Source organism: Devosia sp. YR412 (assembly GCF_900110945.1).
In the GTDB taxonomy this organism is placed as follows: Bacteria; Pseudomonadota; Alphaproteobacteria; order Rhizobiales; family Devosiaceae; genus Devosia.
Genome location: NZ_FOFL01000001.1, coordinates 14,644 through 33,998, shown reverse-complemented (window position 1 = coordinate 33,998; position 19,355 = coordinate 14,644). Strand labels below are relative to the sequence as shown.

Genomic DNA, 19,355 nt, shown 5'->3' with positions numbered 1-19,355 from the left:
TTCGATAGAACCGGGTTACCCAAGATCGCGGGCCATGACAAGCGCAGTCGCCGCCGAGCCATCGGCCTTGGCATAATAGCCCTTGCGGCTGGAAATCGTCGCAAAGCCCTGTCGCGTATAGAGCTTGATCGCCGCGGCATTCTCTTCACTGACCTCGAGAAACATCCGCTTGGCAGGCGTCAGCAACAGGTCGTCGAACACCGCCCTGAGCAGCGCTTCGCCGACGCGCTTGCCGCGCCATTTCGGATCGACGGCAATGGTCAGGAGTTCAGATTCGTCCTCGACCACCCGGATCAGCGCAAAGCCGGCAATGCGCCGCTTGGCATCGCAGGCGACATAGACCGGGGTATTGGCTTCGGCGAGAAATCCCTCGAATTCGCCGGCCGGCCAGCCACGATAAAAGCCTTGCGCATGGATGCGCGCCAGATCTTTCGCATCGCCCATCTTGCCCGGCTCGATATGCAGGCCCCCCGGCGCCATCCAGAGCTTGATCATGGATTGCGCCTTTCGATGCGCGCCGCCGTCTGTGGCTTGGCATCGGCGTCGCGGATATAATTGGGCTCCGGCGGGTTGTGGTCCGGATCAAGTGTGGCGCCATAGCGGGCCAGGGCCGCGATATCGACCACGTTGGATTGCACCAGTTCCACGCCTGGCACCACGGCCGCCTGGGCGATAACCATGGGTAGCAATTCGCCCGGCGTCGTCGGCTGGGCCGGAGCGGCAAACATCTGGAAATAGGCCTCGTCGCGCCGCGCATCGAGCAGCACGATCACCGGCCCTTCGGCGGTCAGCGACAGCGCGACAAGGCTCGACAAGCCAACCACGGGAATGGATCGCGCCAGACCAATGCCGCGCGCTGCCGAAAGGCCGATGCGCAGGCCGGTGAAGGAGCCGGGGCCCGTGGTGGTCACGACGCGCTCGAGGTCAGAATAGGCCACGCTATTGCGCGCCAGCAGGGTTGCGATGCGCTCGAAGATCAGTTCGGCGTGACCGGTGGCGATCTCGTCGACCGAGACATCCACCCGACCGTCATCCAGCAACAGGGCAAGTTGCAGGCGGGGCGCGGCGGTATCGATGGCGAGGGTGATGCTCATGGCTCCGCTCTAGCGCCGCGCAGCGCCAGTGTCGAGCCTGCCATCCGCCTTGACGCCCCTGCCCCCGGGAGCGAGCTTGCGGCATGCGTCCTGATTCGCCGAAAGCCCCACAATGACCTGGCTGGCCGAGACTGCCATGCTGAGCCATGGCTGGCGCCGTTTCCTGCTGCTGGTTATGGCGGGCGCAATCGCCGGCCTCTCCGTGCCACCGCTGTTCATCGTCCCCGCTCTATTCATCGCCTTCCCCGTCTGGGTCTGGTGCCTCGATGGCGCCGAGCGGCAGCGTGGCTGGCGAAAACTGTTCGGCCCGGCCTTTGCCATCGGCTTTGCCTTTGGCTGGGGCTATTTCACCGTGGCCTTCCACTGGCTCGGCGCGGCGTTTTTCGTCGATGGCGGCGTCATGCTGGTGCTGATGCCCTTTGCCATCCTGGCGCTGGCAGCGCTGATCGCCTTCTTTTGGGGCGTGGCCAGCGCTTTGGCGCATCTGTTCTGGTCGCATGGCCCCTGGCGCATCGTGACGCTGGCCACCTTCGTCACCATGGCGGAATGGGCGCGCGGCCATGTGCTCACCGGCTTTCCCTTCGACCTGCTCGGCTATGCGCTGACGCCCAATGACGAAATGATGCAGATCACCTCGGTGATCGGCGTCTATGGGCTGACTTTGGTCGCCGCGCTGGTTGCCATGACCCCGGCGCTGATCTGGCCGGCCGATGATCGCAGCCTCAGCCGGAGGCTCTTGCCGTTTTTCATCGCCATGGCGGTGATCGCCGGCCAGCTCGGATATGGCTACAACCGCCTCACCGGCACCATATCCACCGAGCGCAGCGATATCGCCATGCGCATGGTGCAGCCCATGGTCTATGAGCATTCCGATTTCGGCCAGGTCGATCCGGTGGCGCTGATCGACCGCCTGCTGATGCTCAGCGACATGCGCATGGACCCGCAGGATCAGGGCCTTGCCGATATTACCCATCTGGTGTGGCCCGAATCGTCGCTGCCCTTCTTCCTCGCCACCTATCCCGAGGCCCTGGCTCGGATTGCCCGCCTGCTGCCCGAAACCACCACCCTGCTCACCGGCGCACCGCGCCAGCAGTATGAACCCGGCGCCACCACGACTTCCGGTCCCCCATTCAATTCTCTGCTCGCCATCGACACCAGCGGCGAAGTCATCGCCTCCTATGACAAATCGCATCTCGTGCCCTTCGGCGAATTTCTGCCGTTCGGCGAAATTCTCTCCAGGGTCGGCATCAAGCAATTCGTCCCCGGCGCCGAAGGCTGGGCGCATGGCGATGCGCGTCGCCGGTTGATGAGCCTGCCGGCCACGCCGCCGCTGCTGGCGCTGATCTGCTATGAAATCCTGTTTTCCGGTGATCTCGGCGATACGGCGGGCGCTCAGTTCCTGTTCAACATCACCAATGACGCCTGGTTCGACGGCTCCATCGGCCCGGCCCAACATGCCCATCACGCCCGCGTCCGCGCGGTGGAAGAGGGCATGAGCCTGATCCGCGCCGCCAATACCGGCCTAACCTTTGCCACCGACCCGCTTGGCCGCATCACCGCCTCCATCGCCCCCCAGCAAATGGCGGCGCTGGACGTCCGCCCGCATGAACGCCTCGCCAGCACGGTGTTTTCGCAGCTCCGCCATTGGCCCCTGCTGATTGCCCTGATCGCGGGGCTGCTGATTTCTGTCGTTGCGGCGCGGGGTGGACGGAAGAAGCGGGTGGGCTGAACTGGGTCAGTATGGGCGGAAAACTATGCCCCGACGCCGCCGTTCGGGATATCAAGCTTTCTTTATATCTCGCTTGACCGACGCAGCCGCCAATGTCACAACCCGTCATAATTGCTCGTTTTGGGCGGCTTTTTCACGTTTAGGGGATGCTCGTTGGCACGGTCTTCTTATCTCTTCACCTCGGAATCGGTTTCCGAAGGACACCCCGACAAGGTTTGCGACCGTATTTCCGACGAAATCGTCGATCTGGTGTTCAAGGAAGCCAAGAAGGCCGGCATGGACCCCGCCTCGGTCCGCATCGCCTGCGAAACCCTGGCCACGACCAATCGCGTGGTTATTGCCGGCGAAGTGCGCGTGCCGGAAACCCTGCTCAAGAAGGGCAAGGACGGCGCGATCCTCAAGGACGCCGCCGGCTCGCCCGTGGTTAATCCTGCCAAGTTCAAGTCCGCTGCCCGCAAGGCAATCCGCGAGATCGGCTACGAGCAGTCGGGCTTCCATTGGAAGACCGCCAAGATCGACGTGCTGCTGCATGGCCAGTCGGCCGATATCGCGCAGGGCGTCGATGAAGCCGGCAACAAGGACGTGGGCGCTGGCGACCAGGGCATCATGTTCGGCTATGCCAGCCGCGAGACCCCGGAACTGCTGCCCGCACCGATTTATTACGCGCACAAGATTCTCGAAGTGCTGACGCTGGCCCGCAAGGAAGGCACCGGTCCCGCCAAGGTGCTTGGCCCCGACGCCAAGAGCCAGGTCACCGTGCGCTATGAAGACGGCAAGCCGGTCGGCGTCACGCAGATCGTGCTCTCGACCCAGCATCTCGATGCCTCGCTGACCTCGGCCGACGTGCGCAAGATCGTCGAACCTTATATTCGCGAAGCCCTGCCGGAAGGCTGGATCGACGACAACACCGTCTGGCACATCAATCCGACCGGCAAGTTCGTCGTCGGCGGTCCCGATGGCGACGCCGGCCTCACCGGCCGCAAGATCATCGTCGACACCTATGGTGGCGCGGCCCCGCATGGCGGGGGCGCTTTTTCCGGCAAGGATCCGACCAAGGTCGATCGCTCGGCCGCTTATGCAGCACGCTACCTGGCCAAGAACGTCGTGGCAGCCGGCCTTGCCGATCGCGCCACGATCCAGCTCAGCTATGCCATCGGCGTGGCACAGCCGCTGTCGATCTATGTTGACCTGCATGGCACGGGCAAGGTCGAGGAAGCGGCGATCGAAGGCGTTTTGGGCCAGGTCATGGACCTCACCCCGCATGGCATCCGCACCCATCTCGATCTCAACAAGCCGATCTATGCCAAGACGTCTGCTTATGGCCACTTCGGCCGCAAGGCTGGCCGCGATGGCAGCTTCTCGTGGGAAAAGACCGACCTCGTCGGAGCCCTGAAGGCGGCGTTGAAGTAGCTGTTCAACTTTTGGCGTTCGGACTTATCCTCTTGGTCCGGACGCCATATATGCTCGGCACATCAGTCCTGCCGGAGCGCCTATGCCCAATAATGTCTATCGCTTTCGCCGCATCAAATGGGGCGAACCCAGGCGCTTCAAGGCCATGTCGGGCAGTGCACGGCCATCGGCTTTTGGCTGGGACACTCTTGCCATTCTTGTCGGCCTCGTGGTCATAGGCACAGTTCTCTATTTTCTGATCTAGGCCGTCATGACCGACCACCAGCTTCCCAAAACCCGTTCTGGCGAACCGCGTGCTTTTTTTGGCCGCCGCTCCGGCAAGAAGCTGCATGGCGGGCAGCAGGCGGTGTTTGACGCCACCCTGCCCGATCTCGAGATCAAGCTGGACGGCAAGCTCGATCCGCGGGCACTGTTCCCCGATGCTGAGAAGATCATCGTCGAGATCGGCTATGGCGGTGGCGAGCATCTGGCGCTGGAGGCCGGAAGGCATCCGCATACTGGTTATATCGGCTGCGAGGTGTTCACCGGCGGCATCGGCAAGATGGTGCAGAGTATTGCCGCCGAGGAGCTGCGCAATGTGCGGCTGTTCACCGACGATGCGTATAAGCTCCTCGTGGAATTACCCGACGCCTCGCTGGACGAGGTTTATCTGCTCTATCCAGATCCCTGGCCCAAGACGCGCCATCACAAGCGGCGCTTTGTGTCACCGACGACACTCAAGGAGCTTGCGCGGGTGATCCGGCCCGGTGGGTTGTTTCACTTTGCCAGCGATATCGAGGATTATGCCAACTGGACCCTGGCCCATATCGTGCGCGAGCCGGAATTCAGCTTTGCGCCGCACAAGCCGGGCAGCTGGCATGAGCCGTATGAGGGTTGGGAAGCGACGCGGTACGAGCAGAAGGCCCGCCGCGAGGGGCGGTTGATCAGCTTTTATTTCAGCTTCACGCGACGGTGACTGTGCGGCTTTGGCGAACGCTGCGGTACGCGGACTTGTCAAAGTTTAATGCAACCGGGCACTGGTAGCGCCGCAATGGCGCCCCATATCGGAGCTTCGACCAGCGTTCCGAGGTTTTCCATGTCTTCATTCACCACTTCCAGCAAGCATCATTTCGAGGTGCTGACGGTCAAACCGGGGAAATGGACGCTGACGGTCATCACCCTGTTGCGCGCGGAAACCCTGCGGTTCAACGAGCTCAAGCGGGCGGGCGGGATTTCGCAGAAGACGCTGACCACGACCTTGCGTGATCTGGAGCGGGACGGTTTCGTCACCCGAACGATGTTTGCGACCATTCCGCCGCGGGTGGATTATGAATTGACGGCCCTGGGGCGCGAGCTTTTGCGCCTGGCCGATGTCTTGCGGGAGTTTGCCGACCGCAATGGCGCTTTGGTGCTGGCAGCGCGTGAGCGCTTCGATGCGCATGGCGGCGAGCCGCCGATTCGGCTGCTTCAGGCCAGCTAGGACTTCGCGCTACGGGCGCCGCCGGAGACCGGCGGCGCCGTGGGCAGGCTGTTACAGCGAGACCTGCTCAAGCGAGCCGGGCACGAAGAACTGCATGGTCTGGGTGCCGTCTTCGAGCGTGACATAAGCGCGGATCAGGCCGCTCCAGTCTTCAACCGAGCTGGCATTGACGCCGCGCTGGTTCAGTTCGGCAACGATCGCGTCGGCCTGGAAGTCGCGCATTTCGATCGAGTCGGTGTCGTTGAAGGCGGTGTAGTCGGCGAAGGCTGGTGCGGCAGCGCCGGCAAAGGCGGTAGCGGCAACAAGGGCGAGTACTGTGGTCTTAAGCATTTCAGGTGTTCCTTTCGTTTGAACACCCTGGAAATGATCTCGCCCCATCCACTCCTCAAGTGACGATTTAGTAGATTCCATCCCTTGAACTTCTGCACATCGTGCAGACCGTTTTATCAAGGATATCAAGGGCTTTTGCAGTGCCTCGGTTTCCCCGGAGCTACCACGTATGGCTTGGGTGACGCTCCGGCCAGCCTGGGTTTTCCAGTGCCGGAACCAATCGCGACGGGGTCGCTTATCCCTCAAAAGGAGAGCGCCATGCCCACCCGCGTGCAGATTTTGAAGACCGAAATGGTGACCCATAATGTGCGACACTATCGTGTCGAAAAGCCGAAAAATTTTCATTTCGGTCCTGGGCAGGCCACCGAAGTCTCGATCGACAAGCCCGATTGGGGCGATGAGAAGCGGCCGTTCACCTTCACCTCGCTGCCAGACGAGCCGACGCTCGAATTCACCATCAAGAGCTACCGCGACCATCCGGGTGTTACCAATGCGCTGTGGGGCTGCGAGGCGGGCGACTACCTGCTGCTGCGCGATGTCTGGGGCACGATCCAATACAAGGGGCCGGGGACATTCATTGCCGGCGGTGCGGGCGTCACGCCCTTCATTGCCATCCTGCGCAGCCTCAATGCCAAGGGCGGGCTCAGAGGCAATCGGCTTATCGTCTCCAACCAGACCGAGAAGGACATCATCCTGCGCGATGAGTTCGAGGCGATGCAGGGGCTCGAAACGTTGTGGACCCTCACCGGCGATACGAAGTCCAAACTGCTGCAGGAGCGGATCGACACGGCATTCCTCAAAAGCCAGATCAAGGACTTCAACCAGAACTTCTACCTCTGCGGGCCCGATGCCATGGTCAAGGATCTGCGGGCATCGCTGGAAGAGCTGGGCGCCAATGTGTCGAGCGTCACCTGGGAGAAATAGCCCGCCCTTGCGACTCCCGCGCAATGGCGCTATATAGGCGCCAACATCTCTAGCATTTTGCAGAGTGGGAGCCTCCCCGGCCCCGCTCTTTTTTATTACCGTCGTCTGGGAATTTTGGGGACCGATGAGCTTCGATCTCACCGAAAAGCGCTTTATCAAGGAAACGGGCCTCGAGGCCCGGGTGTCCCGTATCGTCGAGCCGGTGGCCAATGGCCTGGGCTTTTCTCTGGTCCGGGTGAAGATCACCCAGGAAAATGGCTGCACGCTGCAGATCATGGCCGAAGACGAGAACGGGCGTTTCACCATCGTCAATTGCGAGCAGCTGTCCAAGGACCTGTCGCCCGCGCTCGACGTGGAAGATCCGATCGACCGCGAATATCATCTGGAAGTCTCCTCGCCCGGTATCGACCGGCCGCTGGTGCGCCGCCGTGATTTCGCCGCCTATATCGGTCATGACACCCGCATCGAGCTGAGCGACATGATCAATGGCCGCAAGCGCTTCCGCGGCTTCATCAAGTCCGTGGACGAGGATGCCGTGGTGATCACCCTGCCCGACGCCCCGACCGGCACCGATCCGGACCATCGCCTGCTGTTTGCCAATATCGGCGAGGCCAAGCTGGTGATGACCGATGCGCTGATGGAAAAGGCCCGCCTCGACCAGGAAGCCCATCCGATCGACGACGATGAGACCGAAACGGTCGAATACGCCGAAGCTGATAACGACGACGAAGACGTCTCCAAGGAGTCCAACTAAATGGCCGTTAGCGCGAACCGCCTCGAGCTCTTGCAGATTGCGGATGCTGTTGCCCGTGAAAAGTCGATCGACCGCATGGTCGTGATCGAGGCCATGCAGGACGCCATGGAAAAGGCCGCCAAGGGCCGTTACGGCGCCGAGACCGAGATCAAGGTCGAGATCAATCCGCGTTCGGGTGAAACCCGCATGTGGCGCCTGCTGGAAATCGTCGAACAGGTCGAAGAGACCAGCCGCCAGATCGAACTCAAGTATGCCCAGATCAAGTCGCCCGAGGCCAAGGTCGGCGACTTCCTGACCGAGCCGCTGCCGCCGATGGAATTCGGCCGTATCGCCGCGCAGTCCGCCAAGCAGGTCATCGTGCAGAAGGTGCGCGATGCCGAGCGCGAGCGCATGTATGACGAATATTTCAACCGCATCGGCGAGATCGTCAACGGCACCGTCAAGCGCGTCGAATATGGCAATGTGATTGTCGACCTGGGTCGTGGCGAAGCCATCATCCGCCGCGACGAGCTGATTCCGCGCGAAATGTTCCGCTATGGCGATCGCGTCCGCGCCTATGTCTATGACGTGCGCCGCGAACAGCGCGGTCCGCAGATTTTCCTCTCGCGCACCCATCCGCAGTTCATGGCCAAGCTCTTCATGCAGGAAGTGCCCGAAATCTATGATGGCGTGATCACCATACGCTCGATCGCCCGTGACCCGGGTTCGCGCGCCAAGATCGCCGTGACCTCCAATGATAGCTCGATCGATCCGGTCGGCGCCTGCGTTGGTATGCGCGGGTCGCGCGTTCAGGCGGTTGTCGCCGAACTGCAGGGCGAAAAGATCGACATTATTCCGTGGACCGACACCATTGCCGACCTCGTGGTCTCGGCGCTGCAGCCGGCCGATGTCGCCAAGGTCGTGCTCGACGAGCAGGCCGAGCGCATTGAGGTCGTGGTGCCCGATGAGCAGCTGTCGCTGGCCATCGGCCGTCGTGGCCAGAATGTGCGCCTCGCCAGCCAGTTGATCGGCTGGGATATCGACATCCTGACCGAGCAGGAAGAAAGCGAACGTCGCCAGAAGGAATTCTCCGAACGCTCGAGCCTCTTCATGACCGCTCTTGACGTGGACGAGATGGTCGCACAGCTATTGGCTTCGGAAGGCTTCTCCTCGGTCGAGGAACTTGCCTATATCGATGCGAATGAAATCGCGACGATCGAAGGCTTCGACGAAGAGACCGCCGGCGAAATCCAGAACCGCGCCACCGAATACCTGGCGGCCATCGACCGCGCCCATGACGAAGAGCGCAAGGCGCTTGGCGTCGAGGACGAGCTGTACGAAATCCCGGGCCTTACCGCATCCATGCTGGTTGCGCTGGGCAAGGACGGCGTCAAGTCGGTCGAAGACTTTGCCGGTTGCGCCTCGGACGATCTGATCGGCTGGAGCGAACGCAAGGACGGCGAGACCAAGCGTTTCGAAGGCACATTCAAGGACTTCCCGGTCAGCCGTGAAGAAGCCGAAGACATGATCATGCAGGCCCGTATCAAGGCTGGCTGGATCAATGAGGAAGACCTGCCCCCCATCGAAGGTGAAGAAGTCGCCGACGAAGAGGCAACGGCTTAGGCCGTTTCGGAGCGAGGGACCAGATGGCCCGGCGCGAAGAAACGACCAGGATGTGCGCACTGACACGGGCCGAAAAGCCCGTGGCAGAGCTGATCCGTTTTGTACTGGGACCAGACGACGTGCTGGTCCCCGATACCGATGCCAAGGCCGAAGGTCGTGGCGTCTGGATCAGCCTCAACAAGGTCCTCGTGGCCGAAGCCGTCAAGAAGAAGGTCTTCGCGCGCAGCCTCAAGACGGAGGTCAAACTGCCCGAAGACCTGCCGGGGCTGACCCAGACCCGGCTCGAGGGACGCTATCTCAATGCGCTAAGCATGGCGCGCAAGGCGGGACAGCTGACCTTCGGCGCCACCAAGGTGCGGGCCCTGCTCGAAACCGGCAGCCTGATGGCCTTGATCACCGCCACTGATGCAGCCGAGGACGGCCGCAGCAAGATGGTCGGCCCGCTAAAGGCGCTGCATTACGCCGCGCACGAAGAAGATATCGAAGGCTTTGACGTGCCCCATTTCGAATTGCTCGACTCAGAGCAAATGGGTTTGGCACTTGGCCTTGAAAATGTGATACATGCTGCCCTCACAAGAGGGGCGGCAGCCCAAGCAGCAGTGGAAAAGGCCCGGAGACTGGCCCTTTATACTGCTAAACCGACGGAAAAGGACACCGACCGCGCTGCGGTTGACGGTGACCTTTTGCCCGAGGCCACCGACGAAAGACGCGAGATACATGGCTGATAACGACGACAAGCGCACCGACGACACTGGCGCGAAGAAGACTCTGACATTGAAGGGCGGCCCAGGCCTGGGCAACCGTCCGGGCATGTCGCGTGGTCCTTCGCGATCGACGGTGGTCGTCGAGAAGCGTACGCGCCTGGTTCCAAAGCCCAATGCTCCGGCCGCGCCGCACCGCCCACAGGCCGCTTCGGGTGCGCCACAGCGCCCGGCAAACGGCCGTCCGCCCCAGCAGCAGCGTGCACCGCTTGGTCTGTCCGCAGCGGAAGCCGAAGCCCGTCGCAATGCGCTGGCCCTGGCTGGCGCTCGCGCCGCCGAGGATCAGGAACGCTTTGCCGCCGAAGAGGCCCGCCGCATCGAGGAAGATGCGCGTCGCCGCGAAATTCGCGAAGAAGCCGAGCGTGCTGAAGAGGCCCGCCGCCAGGCTGAAGCGCCGGCTCCTAAAGCCGCACCTGCTGCCGAGGCACCCGCTGCTGCAGCGCCTACATCGGCTCCGGTCGAAAGCGCTGCGCCTGCAGAAGCTCCGGCTGCTGCCGCAACCACTTCCGAAGCTGCACCGAGCAGCGAGCCGAGCGAAGGCTTTACGCCCGCGTCGCAGCGCAATGCTGGTCCGTCCAGCGTGCGCGTCGTGGCCGGCCGTCCTGGCCAGCCGCCGCGCCCGCCGCGCGTCGAGCGTCCGAGCAATACGCGTCCGGAAAGCGAACGCGGTGCCAATGCCTTTATCAAGCCGGGTGCCGCTGGCGCGCCGGGTGCCCGTCCGGGCGCTCCGGGTGCACGTCCTTCCGGTACCGCTGGCCGCCCGGCCGGTGAACGCCGTCCGGCTGGTGCCGGCATGGCGCCGATCGGCAATGTGCCGCCCGCCGGTCCCAACGAGGCCGATGGCCGCAAGATCCGTACCGGCTCGCCTTCGGCCCGTCCGACGACGGAAGCCGAACTGGAGAACGCTCGCCGTGCGTCGCGCGCTGCGCCGGAACGTCCCACCCGCAAGGTTGATGATGGTTCTGCCCGAGGCCGCCTGACGGTTTCCACCGCAACGACCGAAAACGATCGCGACAAGGGCCCGTCCCTCGCCGCCATGCGTCGCCGTCGCGACAAAAAGATGGGCCGCAACCAGCAGGAAGCGCCCAAGCTCAGCCGCGAAGTGGTCATTCCCGAAGCCATCACGGTTGCCGAACTGGCCAACCGCATGGCCGAGCGTTCGGTCACTGTCATCAAGATGCTGATGGCGCAGGGCACCATGGCCACCATCAACGATGTGATCGACGCCGATACGGCAGAACTGATCGCTTCGGAACTGGGCCATACGGTCAAGCGCGTTTCGGATGCCGACGTTGAAGAAGGCCTCTATGACATCCCGGCCGACGACAAGGCCGAGGATCTGACGGATCGTGCGCCGGTCGTGACCATCATGGGTCACGTCGACCACGGCAAGACCTCGCTGCTCGACGCGATCCGCGAAGCAAACGTTGTGTCGGGTGAAGCCGGTGGCATCACCCAGCATATCGGCGCTTACCAGGTCGAAAAGAACGGCGCGAAAGTCACCTTCCTCGACACCCCGGGCCACGAGGCGTTCACCGCCATGCGTGCCCGTGGCGCCCAGGCAACCGATATCGCGGTTCTGGTTGTGGCAGCCGATGACGGCGTGATGCCGCAAACGATCGAATCCATCAAGCATGCCAAGGCTGCTGGTGTTCCGATCATCGTGGCCATCAACAAGATGGACAAGCCGGAAGCCAATCCGACCCGCGTCCGCACCGAGCTCTTGCAGCACGAAGTGTTCGTGGAATCCATGGGCGGCGACGTGCTCGACGTGGAAGTCTCGGCCAAGACCCGTGACGGCCTCGACAAGCTGCTCGAGACCATCCTGCTGCAGGCCGAAGTGCTCGAACTGCGCGTGGCCCGTGACGGCCGTGCTGAAGGTCTTGTGGTCGAAGCCAAGCTCGATCGCGGTCGCGGTGCTGTCGCTACCGTCCTCGTGCAACGCGGTACGCTGGCGATCGGTGACATTCTCGTCGCCGGTACCGAATTTGCCCGCGTGCGTGCTCTGATCAACGATAAGGGCGAGCAGGTCAAGGAAGCCGGTCCTTCGGTTCCGGTGGAAGTGCTCGGCTTTACCGGCGTGCCCAATGCCGGCGATCGCTTCTCGGTCGTCGAGACCGAAGCACGTGCCCGTGAAGTCACCGAATATCGTCAGCGCGCCATCCGTGAAAAGACGGCCGGCGGCGGCGCCACCAGCCTCGAGCAGATGATGAATCAGCTCAAGGTCGCCGGCATTGCCAAGTTCCCGCTGATCATCAAGGGCGACGTGCAGGGTTCGGTCGAAGCTATCGTCGCTTCGCTCAACAAGCTCTCGACCGACGAAGTGTCGGCACAGATCCTGATGAGCGCGGTCGGCGGTATCACCGAAAGCGACGTGACCCTGGCTTCGGCTTCGAATGCCATCGTCATCGGCTTCAACGTGCGTGCCAACAAGCAGGCAACCGATCTCGCAACGCGCGACGGTATCGAAATTCGCTATTACAACATCATCTACGACCTCGTGGATGACGTGAAGAATGCGATGAGCGGCCTGCTCAAGCCCGAACGTCGCGAGACCTTCATCGGCAATGCCGAAATCCTCGAAGTCTTCTCGATCACCAAGGTCGGCAAGGTCGCCGGCTGCCGGATCACCGAAGGCATGGTGGAACGCGGTTCGGGCGTGCGTCTTATACGCGACAACGTCGTTATCCACGAAGGCAAGCTCAAGACGCTCAAGCGCTTCAAGGACGAAGTCAAGGAAGTGCAGACCGGCCAGGAATGCGGCATGGCCTTCGAGAATTACGAAGACATGCGCCAGGGCGACGTCATCGAATGCTTCCGCGTCGAGACCGTCCAGCGCACGCTGTAAGCGGTTTGCAACGACAGAAATTCCAAAGGGCGCGGTGCAAGCCGCGCCCTTTTTGTATCTCGCAGATCGTCCGCCCCGGTCCATCACCGGACAAACAAAAAGCCCGCTCATTGCTGAGCGGGCTTTTGCAGTTCTGATCCCCGGGCCCTTGTTGCGGCAGCAGGAAACTTTGTCTCGGTGACTACGGATTCCGAAACAAGGCGCCCCACTGCCGCAGCAGCGACCCGGGAAAGGCTTAGTTGATGACGACGACCTTGGCGCCCGTGGGCACGCGGGCGTAGAGATCGATAATGTCCTGGTTCATCAGGCGGATGCAGCCCGAGGAGACATTGGTGCCAATGGTATAGGGCTCGGTAGTGCCGTGCAGGCGGAACAGCGTGTCGGCGCCGTTCTTGTAGAGATAGAGCGCACGGGGACCGAGTGGATTGGTCGGGCCACCTTCGAGGCCGCCGGCATAGGCGCCATAACGGTCAGGCTCGCGCTTGATCATCGCCTGGGTCGGGGTCCAACGCGGCCATTCAGCCTTGCGGCCGATCGTGGCGGTACCGCGGAACACCAGCGCTTCGGTCTTGCCGACGCCGACGCCATAGCGCAGGGCACGGCCGCCTTCGAGCACCAGGTAGAGAAAACGTTGCGGCGTATCGACGACGATGGTGCCGGGACGCTCGGAGGTGATGTAGGGCACTTCCTGGCGCCAGAACTGCGGATCGACGCGACGCAGGTCCATGGCGGCAACCGGGAACTTTTCGTTCAGCAGCGCGCCATACATGGCCTGGTAATAGGGATCAATCTGCGGCTCCTGCACCACCGGGGTGCGCGTGGAGGAGCAAGCGGCCAGCGCGACGGCGGGCAGGCCAATCATGAACAAGCGACGAGAAAGCAAGGCAGATCCTGGGGACAGGGGTGACGCAAAAATTGTGGGTGGCCAATGACCTAAGCTGCGACCAAATGGTTCGCTAGTGCAGGAAAGCCTCACTCGCCTAACGGGCCGTCAACACGGCGGTTCCTCTCGTCAAAGTGATGATTTTGCAGTGTTGCGCCTTGGCAACATACAGCTGCACGGCAGCCTGACACTATCGGCCGGGAAATCTCACTGATGAGGACTGCTTCATGCTCAATGCCGAAATTCCGGTCTATGTGCAGCTCGTTTCCGGCACCGTGCTGGGTATCGCGCTGGGCAATCTGCTCAGCGGCGCTGCCAAGTTCATCCAGCAGCCGCATGACTACAAGATCAACTGGCTGCACGGGCTGTGGATCGCCTTTATTCTCGGCACGATCATGATGTTCTGGTGGGAGGAGGCGATGACCTTTTCCACGGTGCAGTGGAATTTCTGGCTCTACATGTTCCAGATCGTCTATTGCGCCACCTTCCTCTTCACCTCGGCGGTGCTGCTGCCGGAGAATGTACGGGAGTTTGACACGCACTATAACTACCTGATTGCGCGGCGTTATTGGTTCTATGGCGCGCTGATCGTCAGCTACCTGCTGGGGATCGGCAATTCCTTCGTCAAGGAAGGCTGGGACGAGATTTTCGTCGACCCGACCTACATCATCCTCAACCTGATTGTCGTGGGACTATTGGCGGTGACCATGGTGCTGAACCGGCCGCGACTGCATCTGGCAACCGCAATCATCTTCGTGCTGCTGATGTTTGCCACCATGTTCCTCGAATGAAAAAAGGCCCGGATCGCTCCGGGCCTTTCCAATTCTGAACGGATTCTGAACGCCGATTACTCGGCGGCTTCTTCGCCCTTGATTTCCTTGCCGGTTGCCTGGTCGACAACCTTCATGGAGAGGCGGACCTTGCCGCGCTCGTCAAAGCCCAGCAGCTTGACCCAGACCTTGTCGCCTTCCTTGACCACGTCAGTGGTCTTGGCAACGCGGGCTTCGGCCAACTGGGAGATGTGCACGAGGCCATCCTTGGCGCCGAAGAAGTTGACGAAGGCGCCAAAGTCGGCGGTCTTGACAACAGTACCCTGGTAGACGGCGCCGACTTCGGCTTCGTCGGTGATCGAGCGGATCCACTTGATGGCGGCTTCGATCTGGCTGCCGTCCGAGGACGAGATCTTGATGGTGCCGTCGTCGTCGATGTTGATCTTGGCGCCGGTCTTTTCGACGATCTCGCGGATCACCTTGCCGCCGGTACCGATCACTTCACGGATCTTGTCGGTCGGGATCTTCATGGTCTCGATGCGCGGAGCGAATTCGCCCACTTCCGAACGGGACGCGGTGATGGCATTGGCCATCTCGCCCAGGATGTGGATACGGCCGCCCTTGGCCTGCTCGAGGGCGATCTTCATGATCTCCTCGGTGATGCCGGCGATCTTGATGTCCATCTGCAGCGAGGTGATGCCCTGGTCGGTACCAGCCACCTTGAAGTCCATGTCGCCGAGGTGATCTTCGTCACCGAGAATGTCGCTGAGGACAGCAAACTTCTCGCCTTCGAGGATCAGGCCCATAGCGATACCGGCAACCGGACGCGCCAGCGGCACGCCGGCATCCATCAGGGCAAGCGAGGTGCCGCAGACGGTGGCCATCGAAGAGGAGCCGTTGGATTCAGTGATCTCGGACACGATACGGATCGTGTAGGGGAATTCTTCGACCGACGGACGGATCGGGTTGATGGCGCGCCAGGCAAGCTTGCCATGGCCGATTTCGCGACGGCCCGGGGAACCCATGCGGCCAGCTTCACCAACCGAGTAGGGAGGGAAGTTGTAGTGCAGCAGGAAGTTCTGCTTCTGGGTGCCTTCGAGCGAGTCGATATACTGCTCGTCTTCGCCGGTGCCGAGAGTGGCAACGACCAGCGCCTGGGTTTCGCCGCGGGTGAACAGCGCCGAACCATGGGTGCGGGGCAGGACGCCGACTTCGGAAACGATCGGGCGAACGGTCGAGAGATCACGGCCGTCGATGCGCAGGCCGGTGTCGAGCACGTTCCAGCGCACGATCTTGGCCTGGAGGTTGTGGATCACTTCGCCGAGGGCTTCGGCAGAGACTTCACCAGCCTCGACCTTGTCGGCAAAGGCTGATTTGACGACCTTCTTGGCAGCGTCGACGGCGGCGTAGCGATCAGCCTTGTCGGTGATCTTGTAGGCAGCGCGCAGATCGGCTTCGGCAACCTTGAGCACTTCGGCTTCGAGCGCCGAGTAATCGGGAGCCTGGAAGTCGCGGGGCTCCTTGGCGGCCAGCTCGGCCAGCTTGATGATCGCCTGGATGACCTTGCGGCTTTCGGCATGGCCGAACATCACGGCGCCGAGCATGATCTCTTCGCTCAGTTCCTTGGCTTCGGATTCCACCATCAGCACGGCGTCTTCCGTGCCGGCCATGACGAGATCGAGCTTGGATTCCGAACGACGGTCAACGGCGAGGTTCAGCACATACTGGCCATCGATATAGCCAACGCGCGCTGCGCCGATCGGGCCCATGAAGGGAACGCCCGAAATGGTCAGGGCTGCCGAGGCAGCGACCATGGCCAGCACGTCCGGGTTGTTTTCCATATCGTGCTGCAGAACGGTGACGACCACCTGGGTCTCGTTCTTGTAGCCTTCTGGGAAGAGCGGGCGGATCGGACGGTCGATCAGGCGAGACGTCAGGGTCTCGTTCTCGGTCGGACGGCCTTCGCGCTTGAAATAGCCGCCCGGGATCTTGCCGGCAGCGAAGTATTTTTCCTGGTAGTTGACGGTCAGCGGGAAGAAGTCCTGGCCCGGCTTGGCGGACTTGGCGCTGACAACGGTGGCCAGCAGGACGGTTTCGCCCAGGGTGGCGAGCACTGCGCCATCGGCCTGGCGGGCCATCTTGCCGGTCTCGAGCGTCAGGGGCTGACCGCCCCAGTTCAGTTCGACCTTGTGGTAATCAAAATTGATCGTCGACATGTATCGTCTTTCCATTCTGCCGGCTGAGCGGTAACGCGGGGGCGTAGCAATCCCGCGAACTCAGTCCAGTGCGCCCGCACCCTGCGGCACACCCCATGTGTGACGCGGGCTCAAAATCAGGCGCGGTTTACGGCTTTGGCGAAGACGAAACATGGGCAAGACAATAAGCCGCTCTGTCTCTGGAAGATTTTCCAGACACCCCACGGATCAAAACCAAGCAGATGATTTTGCGAGCGTGAGGCGGTTCAGGAGCGGCCAATAATCCTGCCATGCTCCGGCAGTCGCCGGTCTACGCTTAGAGACAGATTGTGAACTCTAAAATTCGCAACAGCCTCTTTTCGCTCACCTCAGCGAGCGAAGGCGGATGCGAGGATTGCCCCGCATCCGCAATAGTTCTTGCGCGCGATTAGCGGCGCAGACCCAGCTTTTCGATCAGGGTCTTGTAGCGGGCCTCGTCGACCTTCTTGACATAGTCAAGCAGGCTGCGGCGGGTGGACACCAGCTTGAGCAGACCGCGGCGAGAATGGTTATCCTTGCTGTGGCCCTTGAAGTGCTCGGTCAGGTTGGCAATGCGTTCCGACAGGATGGCAACCTGGACTTCCGGCGAGCCGGTGTCGTTTGCCTTAATTGCATATTCCTGGATCAGTTCGGTCTTGCGTTCTGCAGTGATCGACATCGGATAGATCCTTTCAAAAGAGGATTGGGTCGCCCCAGCCGGGATGTCGTCCAGGAGGGGCCATGAATGCCTGGGCCCAAAGAGCCCAGACAGCCGGGTCTATAGTGGAAAGACCGGCAGAATGGAAGAATTTATTCGGCTGCCGCTTCTTCGGGCAGGGCTGCGGCGGCATGATCCGGGTCGACCGCGGGGAGCGGAATGGCGAAGCGCCACTCGATGCCATCCTCGTGGCAAAGGCGTTGCACTTCGGCGCCGAGCGAGCGGCCGACCATGGATTTGAGCACGGTGGTGCCAAAGCCGGTGCGCTCGACGGTTTCGAGCCGCTGGGCGACCGTTTCACGCCAGACGAAATCCAGCGTCTCGTCGATGATCTGCCAGCGCACCGAGAGGCTGCCCTGATCGCCGGCAAAGGCGCCGTATTTGACCGCATTGGTCGAGAGTTCATGCACTGCCATGCCGATGATCTGGGCGGCCTGGGCATTGATGCGAATGGACGGGCCTTGCACCTTGACCCGGTTGGCATCGTCGGGGCTGAAGGTGGCGATCTGGCTTTCGACCAGCTCACCCAGCAACACGCCGGCGCGGCCGTGGGTCAGCAACAGGTCGGTGGAGCGGGCAAGGCCGAGAATGCGGCGCTCGAAGGCCTGCACATAGCCCTGCACATCATCGGCGCCGCGGGCCGTCTGCTTGGCCATGGCGGCGATGACCGTCATCTGGTTTTTGCTGCGATGCGCCACCTCGCGCATCAAAAAGCGCACGTCGCTTTCCGCGGTCTGGCGATCGAGCGAGGCCTGGGCCAGGGCTTCGGAGACTTCGGCAATCTCGGACACCGGGTAGGAGGTGGCCAGGACCGGCTCGCCAGCGCCGAGGCGCCGCGCGTCGCGGGCCAATCCGCGCACCGAGCGGCCGATGCGGCGGCTGACCCAGAACATGGCGCCAACAATCAGCCCGAGCACGATGATGCCGCCGAGGACCAGCAGCATCATCGCGGTGATCAGCGGCTGGGTGATGGTCCAGATCGGCGCCCAAGCGACGAGGCGCCAGCCGGTGGTGGCCGAGCGCTGGATAACGCCAAGCGCCGTGCCGCTATTGGTTTCGATATGCTGCCAGCCGGTTGAGAAGCGCTGTGCCAAGGGATCGAACTGGGTGAGGAATTCACCGACATTGCCGACCCCGGCGCTAGCGGCGAGAATGCGCCCGTCATTGTCGAGCAGAGCGGAATTCCATCCTGCCGGCAGACTGTTGGACGACAGCGCCGAAGCGAAATTGTCGGCCTGCTGGTTGAGAGCAATCAGCTTTTTGCCATAGGGGCCGAGATCGACGGGCAGCAGGATGTTATAGACCCAGCGCTTGGAGACATTGCCGAAAACCAGATTGGTCACCACCACCGAATTGGTGTCGAAAGCCTTCTGCGCCGCATCCGCATCGCTGGCCCGGCTATCCGGGCTGTCATAGGGCACGCGCGTGCTGGCGAAGGTCGAATAGTCGGGATTGACGATGAAGGAATGGGCGTAGGTCTCATCCAGCGCCAGCTTGGTGCGATCGTAGAAGCCCTCGAAATCGCCTTCGCGCAGGGAGGGCGATGCCGCCAGCACGCGGAGCGTCGTGATATTGGCAGCGATCTCGCGTTCCATCGCCTGCACGATGGAGCGTGATGTCGCAACAATAAGGGTTTCGACCGTGTCTTCCTGCGCCGCCTGATAGCGCTGGATCAGCACGCCGGCAAAGATGAAGCTCGGGACTACGCTGACGAGAACCAGCGCGACTAGATAATAGATGATCGAGCGACGGCCCGGTCTGGTCTGGGTCTTGCCGCTTTCCAAAACTGCCATGCCCGCCCGCAACCCGATGGCGAAAACCACGCCTTTCCCGGGCGATTCGCGCGCATTTCCGACCTAT

General features: G+C 62.0%; 18 protein-coding genes. 11 read left to right on the top strand and 7 right to left on the bottom strand.

Translation table 11 applies throughout. From position 1 onward, the window contains the following. Positions 1 to 15: 15 nt before the first annotated feature. Both rimI and tsaB read right to left on the bottom strand, forming a co-directional pair. Complete coding sequence (rimI, locus tag BM045_RS00145) at positions 16 to 495, bottom strand: ribosomal protein S18-alanine N-acetyltransferase (protein WP_092179000.1); 480 nt, start codon at positions 493 to 495, stop codon at positions 16 to 18. Beyond that, positions 492 to 1,094, bottom strand: coding sequence for a tRNA (adenosine(37)-N6)-threonylcarbamoyltransferase complex dimerization subunit type 1 TsaB (tsaB, locus tag BM045_RS00140; RefSeq protein WP_092178999.1), 603 nt, complete (start codon positions 1,092 to 1,094; stop codon positions 492 to 494). Before tsaB ends, rimI begins: the two co-directional genes overlap by 4 nt. A 112-nt stretch (positions 1,095 to 1,206) precedes the next feature. Between tsaB and lnt the strand changes: the two genes are divergently transcribed. The 5 genes from lnt to BM045_RS00120 all read left to right on the top strand — a co-directional run bounded on the left by lnt (position 1,207) and on the right by BM045_RS00120 (position 5,692). Continuing rightward, positions 1,207 to 2,823, top strand: a complete 1,617-nt coding sequence (lnt, locus tag BM045_RS00135) for an apolipoprotein N-acyltransferase (RefSeq protein WP_092178998.1) — start codon at positions 1,207 to 1,209, stop codon at positions 2,821 to 2,823. Between the two features lie 153 nt (positions 2,824 to 2,976). Beyond that, complete coding sequence (gene metK / locus BM045_RS00130) at positions 2,977 to 4,233, top strand: methionine adenosyltransferase (protein ID WP_092178997.1); 1,257 nt, start codon at positions 2,977 to 2,979, stop codon at positions 4,231 to 4,233. Positions 4,234 to 4,315: 82 nt separating this feature from the next. Further along, the gene (locus BM045_RS18790) at positions 4,316 to 4,477 is read left to right on the top strand and encodes a hypothetical protein (RefSeq protein ID WP_170848303.1); all 162 of its coding nucleotides are present in this window, start codon (positions 4,316 to 4,318) and stop codon (positions 4,475 to 4,477) included. 6 nt (positions 4,478 to 4,483) lie between these two features. After that, on the top strand, positions 4,484 to 5,188 hold the full coding sequence (gene trmB / locus BM045_RS00125) for a tRNA (guanosine(46)-N7)-methyltransferase TrmB (protein ID WP_092178996.1): 705 nt from the start codon (positions 4,484 to 4,486) through the stop codon (positions 5,186 to 5,188). Between the two features lie 120 nt (positions 5,189 to 5,308). Further along, positions 5,309 to 5,692 (top strand): winged helix-turn-helix transcriptional regulator, encoded by a 384-nt coding sequence (locus BM045_RS00120; RefSeq protein ID WP_092178995.1) that lies wholly within the window; start codon positions 5,309 to 5,311, stop codon positions 5,690 to 5,692. Positions 5,693 to 5,743: 51 nt separating this feature from the next. Here the strand turns inward: BM045_RS00120 and BM045_RS00115 are convergent, their stop codons facing one another. Further along, entirely contained in the window at positions 5,744 to 6,022 is a 279-nt protein-coding gene (locus tag BM045_RS00115; RefSeq protein WP_092178994.1) for a hypothetical protein, read from the bottom strand. A 258-nt stretch (positions 6,023 to 6,280) separates the two neighbouring features. Here BM045_RS00115 and BM045_RS00110 point away from each other — a divergent pair, with 258 nt between their 5' ends. The 5 genes from BM045_RS00110 (at position 6,281) to infB (ending at position 12,911) form a co-directional block, all read left to right on the top strand. Continuing rightward, positions 6,281 to 6,946 carry a ferredoxin reductase domain-containing protein gene (locus tag BM045_RS00110; RefSeq protein WP_092178993.1) on the top strand — a complete coding sequence of 222 codons (666 nt, stop codon included), beginning with the start codon at positions 6,281 to 6,283 and terminating at the stop codon, positions 6,944 to 6,946. A 124-nt stretch (positions 6,947 to 7,070) separates the two neighbouring features. Next, a complete protein-coding gene (gene rimP, locus BM045_RS00105) occupies positions 7,071 to 7,700 on the top strand; it encodes a ribosome maturation factor RimP (RefSeq protein WP_092178992.1) in 630 nt (209 codons plus the stop codon). Continuing rightward, positions 7,701 to 9,302 carry a transcription termination factor NusA gene (gene nusA, locus BM045_RS00100; protein ID WP_092178991.1) on the top strand — a complete coding sequence of 534 codons (1,602 nt, stop codon included), beginning with the start codon at positions 7,701 to 7,703 and terminating at the stop codon, positions 9,300 to 9,302. Positions 9,303 to 9,325: 23 nt separating this feature from the next. After that, positions 9,326 to 10,027: an RNA-binding protein gene (locus tag BM045_RS00095; protein WP_092178990.1), complete on the top strand. Its 702-nt coding sequence runs from the start codon at positions 9,326 to 9,328 to the stop codon at positions 10,025 to 10,027. Continuing rightward, complete coding sequence (gene infB / locus BM045_RS00090) at positions 10,020 to 12,911, top strand: translation initiation factor IF-2 (RefSeq protein WP_092178989.1); 2,892 nt, start codon at positions 10,020 to 10,022, stop codon at positions 12,909 to 12,911. Before BM045_RS00095 ends, infB begins: the two co-directional genes overlap by 8 nt. 235 nt (positions 12,912 to 13,146) lie before the next feature. On the opposite strand, the gene BM045_RS00085 is transcribed toward infB, so the two are convergent. Further along, complete coding sequence (locus tag BM045_RS00085) at positions 13,147 to 13,773, bottom strand: L,D-transpeptidase (protein WP_092178988.1); 627 nt, start codon at positions 13,771 to 13,773, stop codon at positions 13,147 to 13,149. Positions 13,774 to 14,021: 248 nt separating this feature from the next. Between BM045_RS00085 and BM045_RS00080 the strand changes: the two genes are divergently transcribed. After that, positions 14,022 to 14,585, top strand: coding sequence for a hypothetical protein (locus BM045_RS00080; protein ID WP_092178987.1), 564 nt, complete (start codon positions 14,022 to 14,024; stop codon positions 14,583 to 14,585). A gap of 56 nt (positions 14,586 to 14,641) precedes the next feature. On the opposite strand, the gene pnp is transcribed toward BM045_RS00080, so the two are convergent. The 3 genes from pnp to BM045_RS00065 all read right to left on the bottom strand — a co-directional run bounded on the left by pnp (position 14,642) and on the right by BM045_RS00065 (position 19,288). Beyond that, positions 14,642 to 16,780, bottom strand: a complete 2,139-nt coding sequence (gene pnp, locus BM045_RS00075; RefSeq protein WP_092178986.1) for a polyribonucleotide nucleotidyltransferase — start codon at positions 16,778 to 16,780, stop codon at positions 14,642 to 14,644. 406 nt (positions 16,781 to 17,186) lie between these two features. Next, positions 17,187 to 17,456 carry a 30S ribosomal protein S15 gene (gene rpsO, locus BM045_RS00070; protein ID WP_170848301.1) on the bottom strand — a complete coding sequence of 90 codons (270 nt, stop codon included), beginning with the start codon at positions 17,454 to 17,456 and terminating at the stop codon, positions 17,187 to 17,189. Between the two features lie 131 nt (positions 17,457 to 17,587). Beyond that, entirely contained in the window at positions 17,588 to 19,288 is a 1,701-nt protein-coding gene (locus BM045_RS00065) for a sensor histidine kinase (protein WP_092178984.1), read from the bottom strand. Between the last annotated feature and the right edge of the window lie 67 nt (positions 19,289 to 19,355).

Coding starts and splice junctions, on each gene's coding strand:
- BM045_RS00110 (WP_092178993.1), top strand. CDS start 6,281: ATGCCCACCCGCGTGCAGATTTTGAAGACCGAAATGGTGACCCATAAT.
- BM045_RS00095 (WP_092178990.1), top strand. CDS start 9,326: ATGGCCCGGCGCGAAGAAACGACCAGGATGTGCGCACTGACACGGGCC.
- BM045_RS00065 (WP_092178984.1), bottom strand. CDS start 19,288: ATGGCAGTTTTGGAAAGCGGCAAGACCCAGACCAGACCGGGCCGTCGC.
- lnt (WP_092178998.1), top strand. CDS start 1,207: ATGACCTGGCTGGCCGAGACTGCCATGCTGAGCCATGGCTGGCGCCGT.
- BM045_RS00115 (WP_092178994.1), bottom strand. CDS start 6,022: ATGCTTAAGACCACAGTACTCGCCCTTGTTGCCGCTACCGCCTTTGCC.
- infB (WP_092178989.1), top strand. CDS start 10,020: ATGGCTGATAACGACGACAAGCGCACCGACGACACTGGCGCGAAGAAG.
- BM045_RS18790 (WP_170848303.1), top strand. CDS start 4,316: ATGCCCAATAATGTCTATCGCTTTCGCCGCATCAAATGGGGCGAACCC.
- BM045_RS00120 (WP_092178995.1), top strand. CDS start 5,309: ATGTCTTCATTCACCACTTCCAGCAAGCATCATTTCGAGGTGCTGACG.
- tsaB (WP_092178999.1), bottom strand. CDS start 1,094: ATGAGCATCACCCTCGCCATCGATACCGCCGCGCCCCGCCTGCAACTT.
- BM045_RS00085 (WP_092178988.1), bottom strand. CDS start 13,773: ATGATTGGCCTGCCCGCCGTCGCGCTGGCCGCTTGCTCCTCCACGCGC.
- rimI (WP_092179000.1), bottom strand. CDS start 495: ATGATCAAGCTCTGGATGGCGCCGGGGGGCCTGCATATCGAGCCGGGC.
- trmB (WP_092178996.1), top strand. CDS start 4,484: ATGACCGACCACCAGCTTCCCAAAACCCGTTCTGGCGAACCGCGTGCT.
- rimP (WP_092178992.1), top strand. CDS start 7,071: ATGAGCTTCGATCTCACCGAAAAGCGCTTTATCAAGGAAACGGGCCTC.
- pnp (WP_092178986.1), bottom strand. CDS start 16,780: ATGTCGACGATCAATTTTGATTACCACAAGGTCGAACTGAACTGGGGC.
- BM045_RS00080 (WP_092178987.1), top strand. CDS start 14,022: ATGCTCAATGCCGAAATTCCGGTCTATGTGCAGCTCGTTTCCGGCACC.
- rpsO (WP_170848301.1), bottom strand. CDS start 17,456: ATGTCGATCACTGCAGAACGCAAGACCGAACTGATCCAGGAATATGCA.
- nusA (WP_092178991.1), top strand. CDS start 7,701: ATGGCCGTTAGCGCGAACCGCCTCGAGCTCTTGCAGATTGCGGATGCT.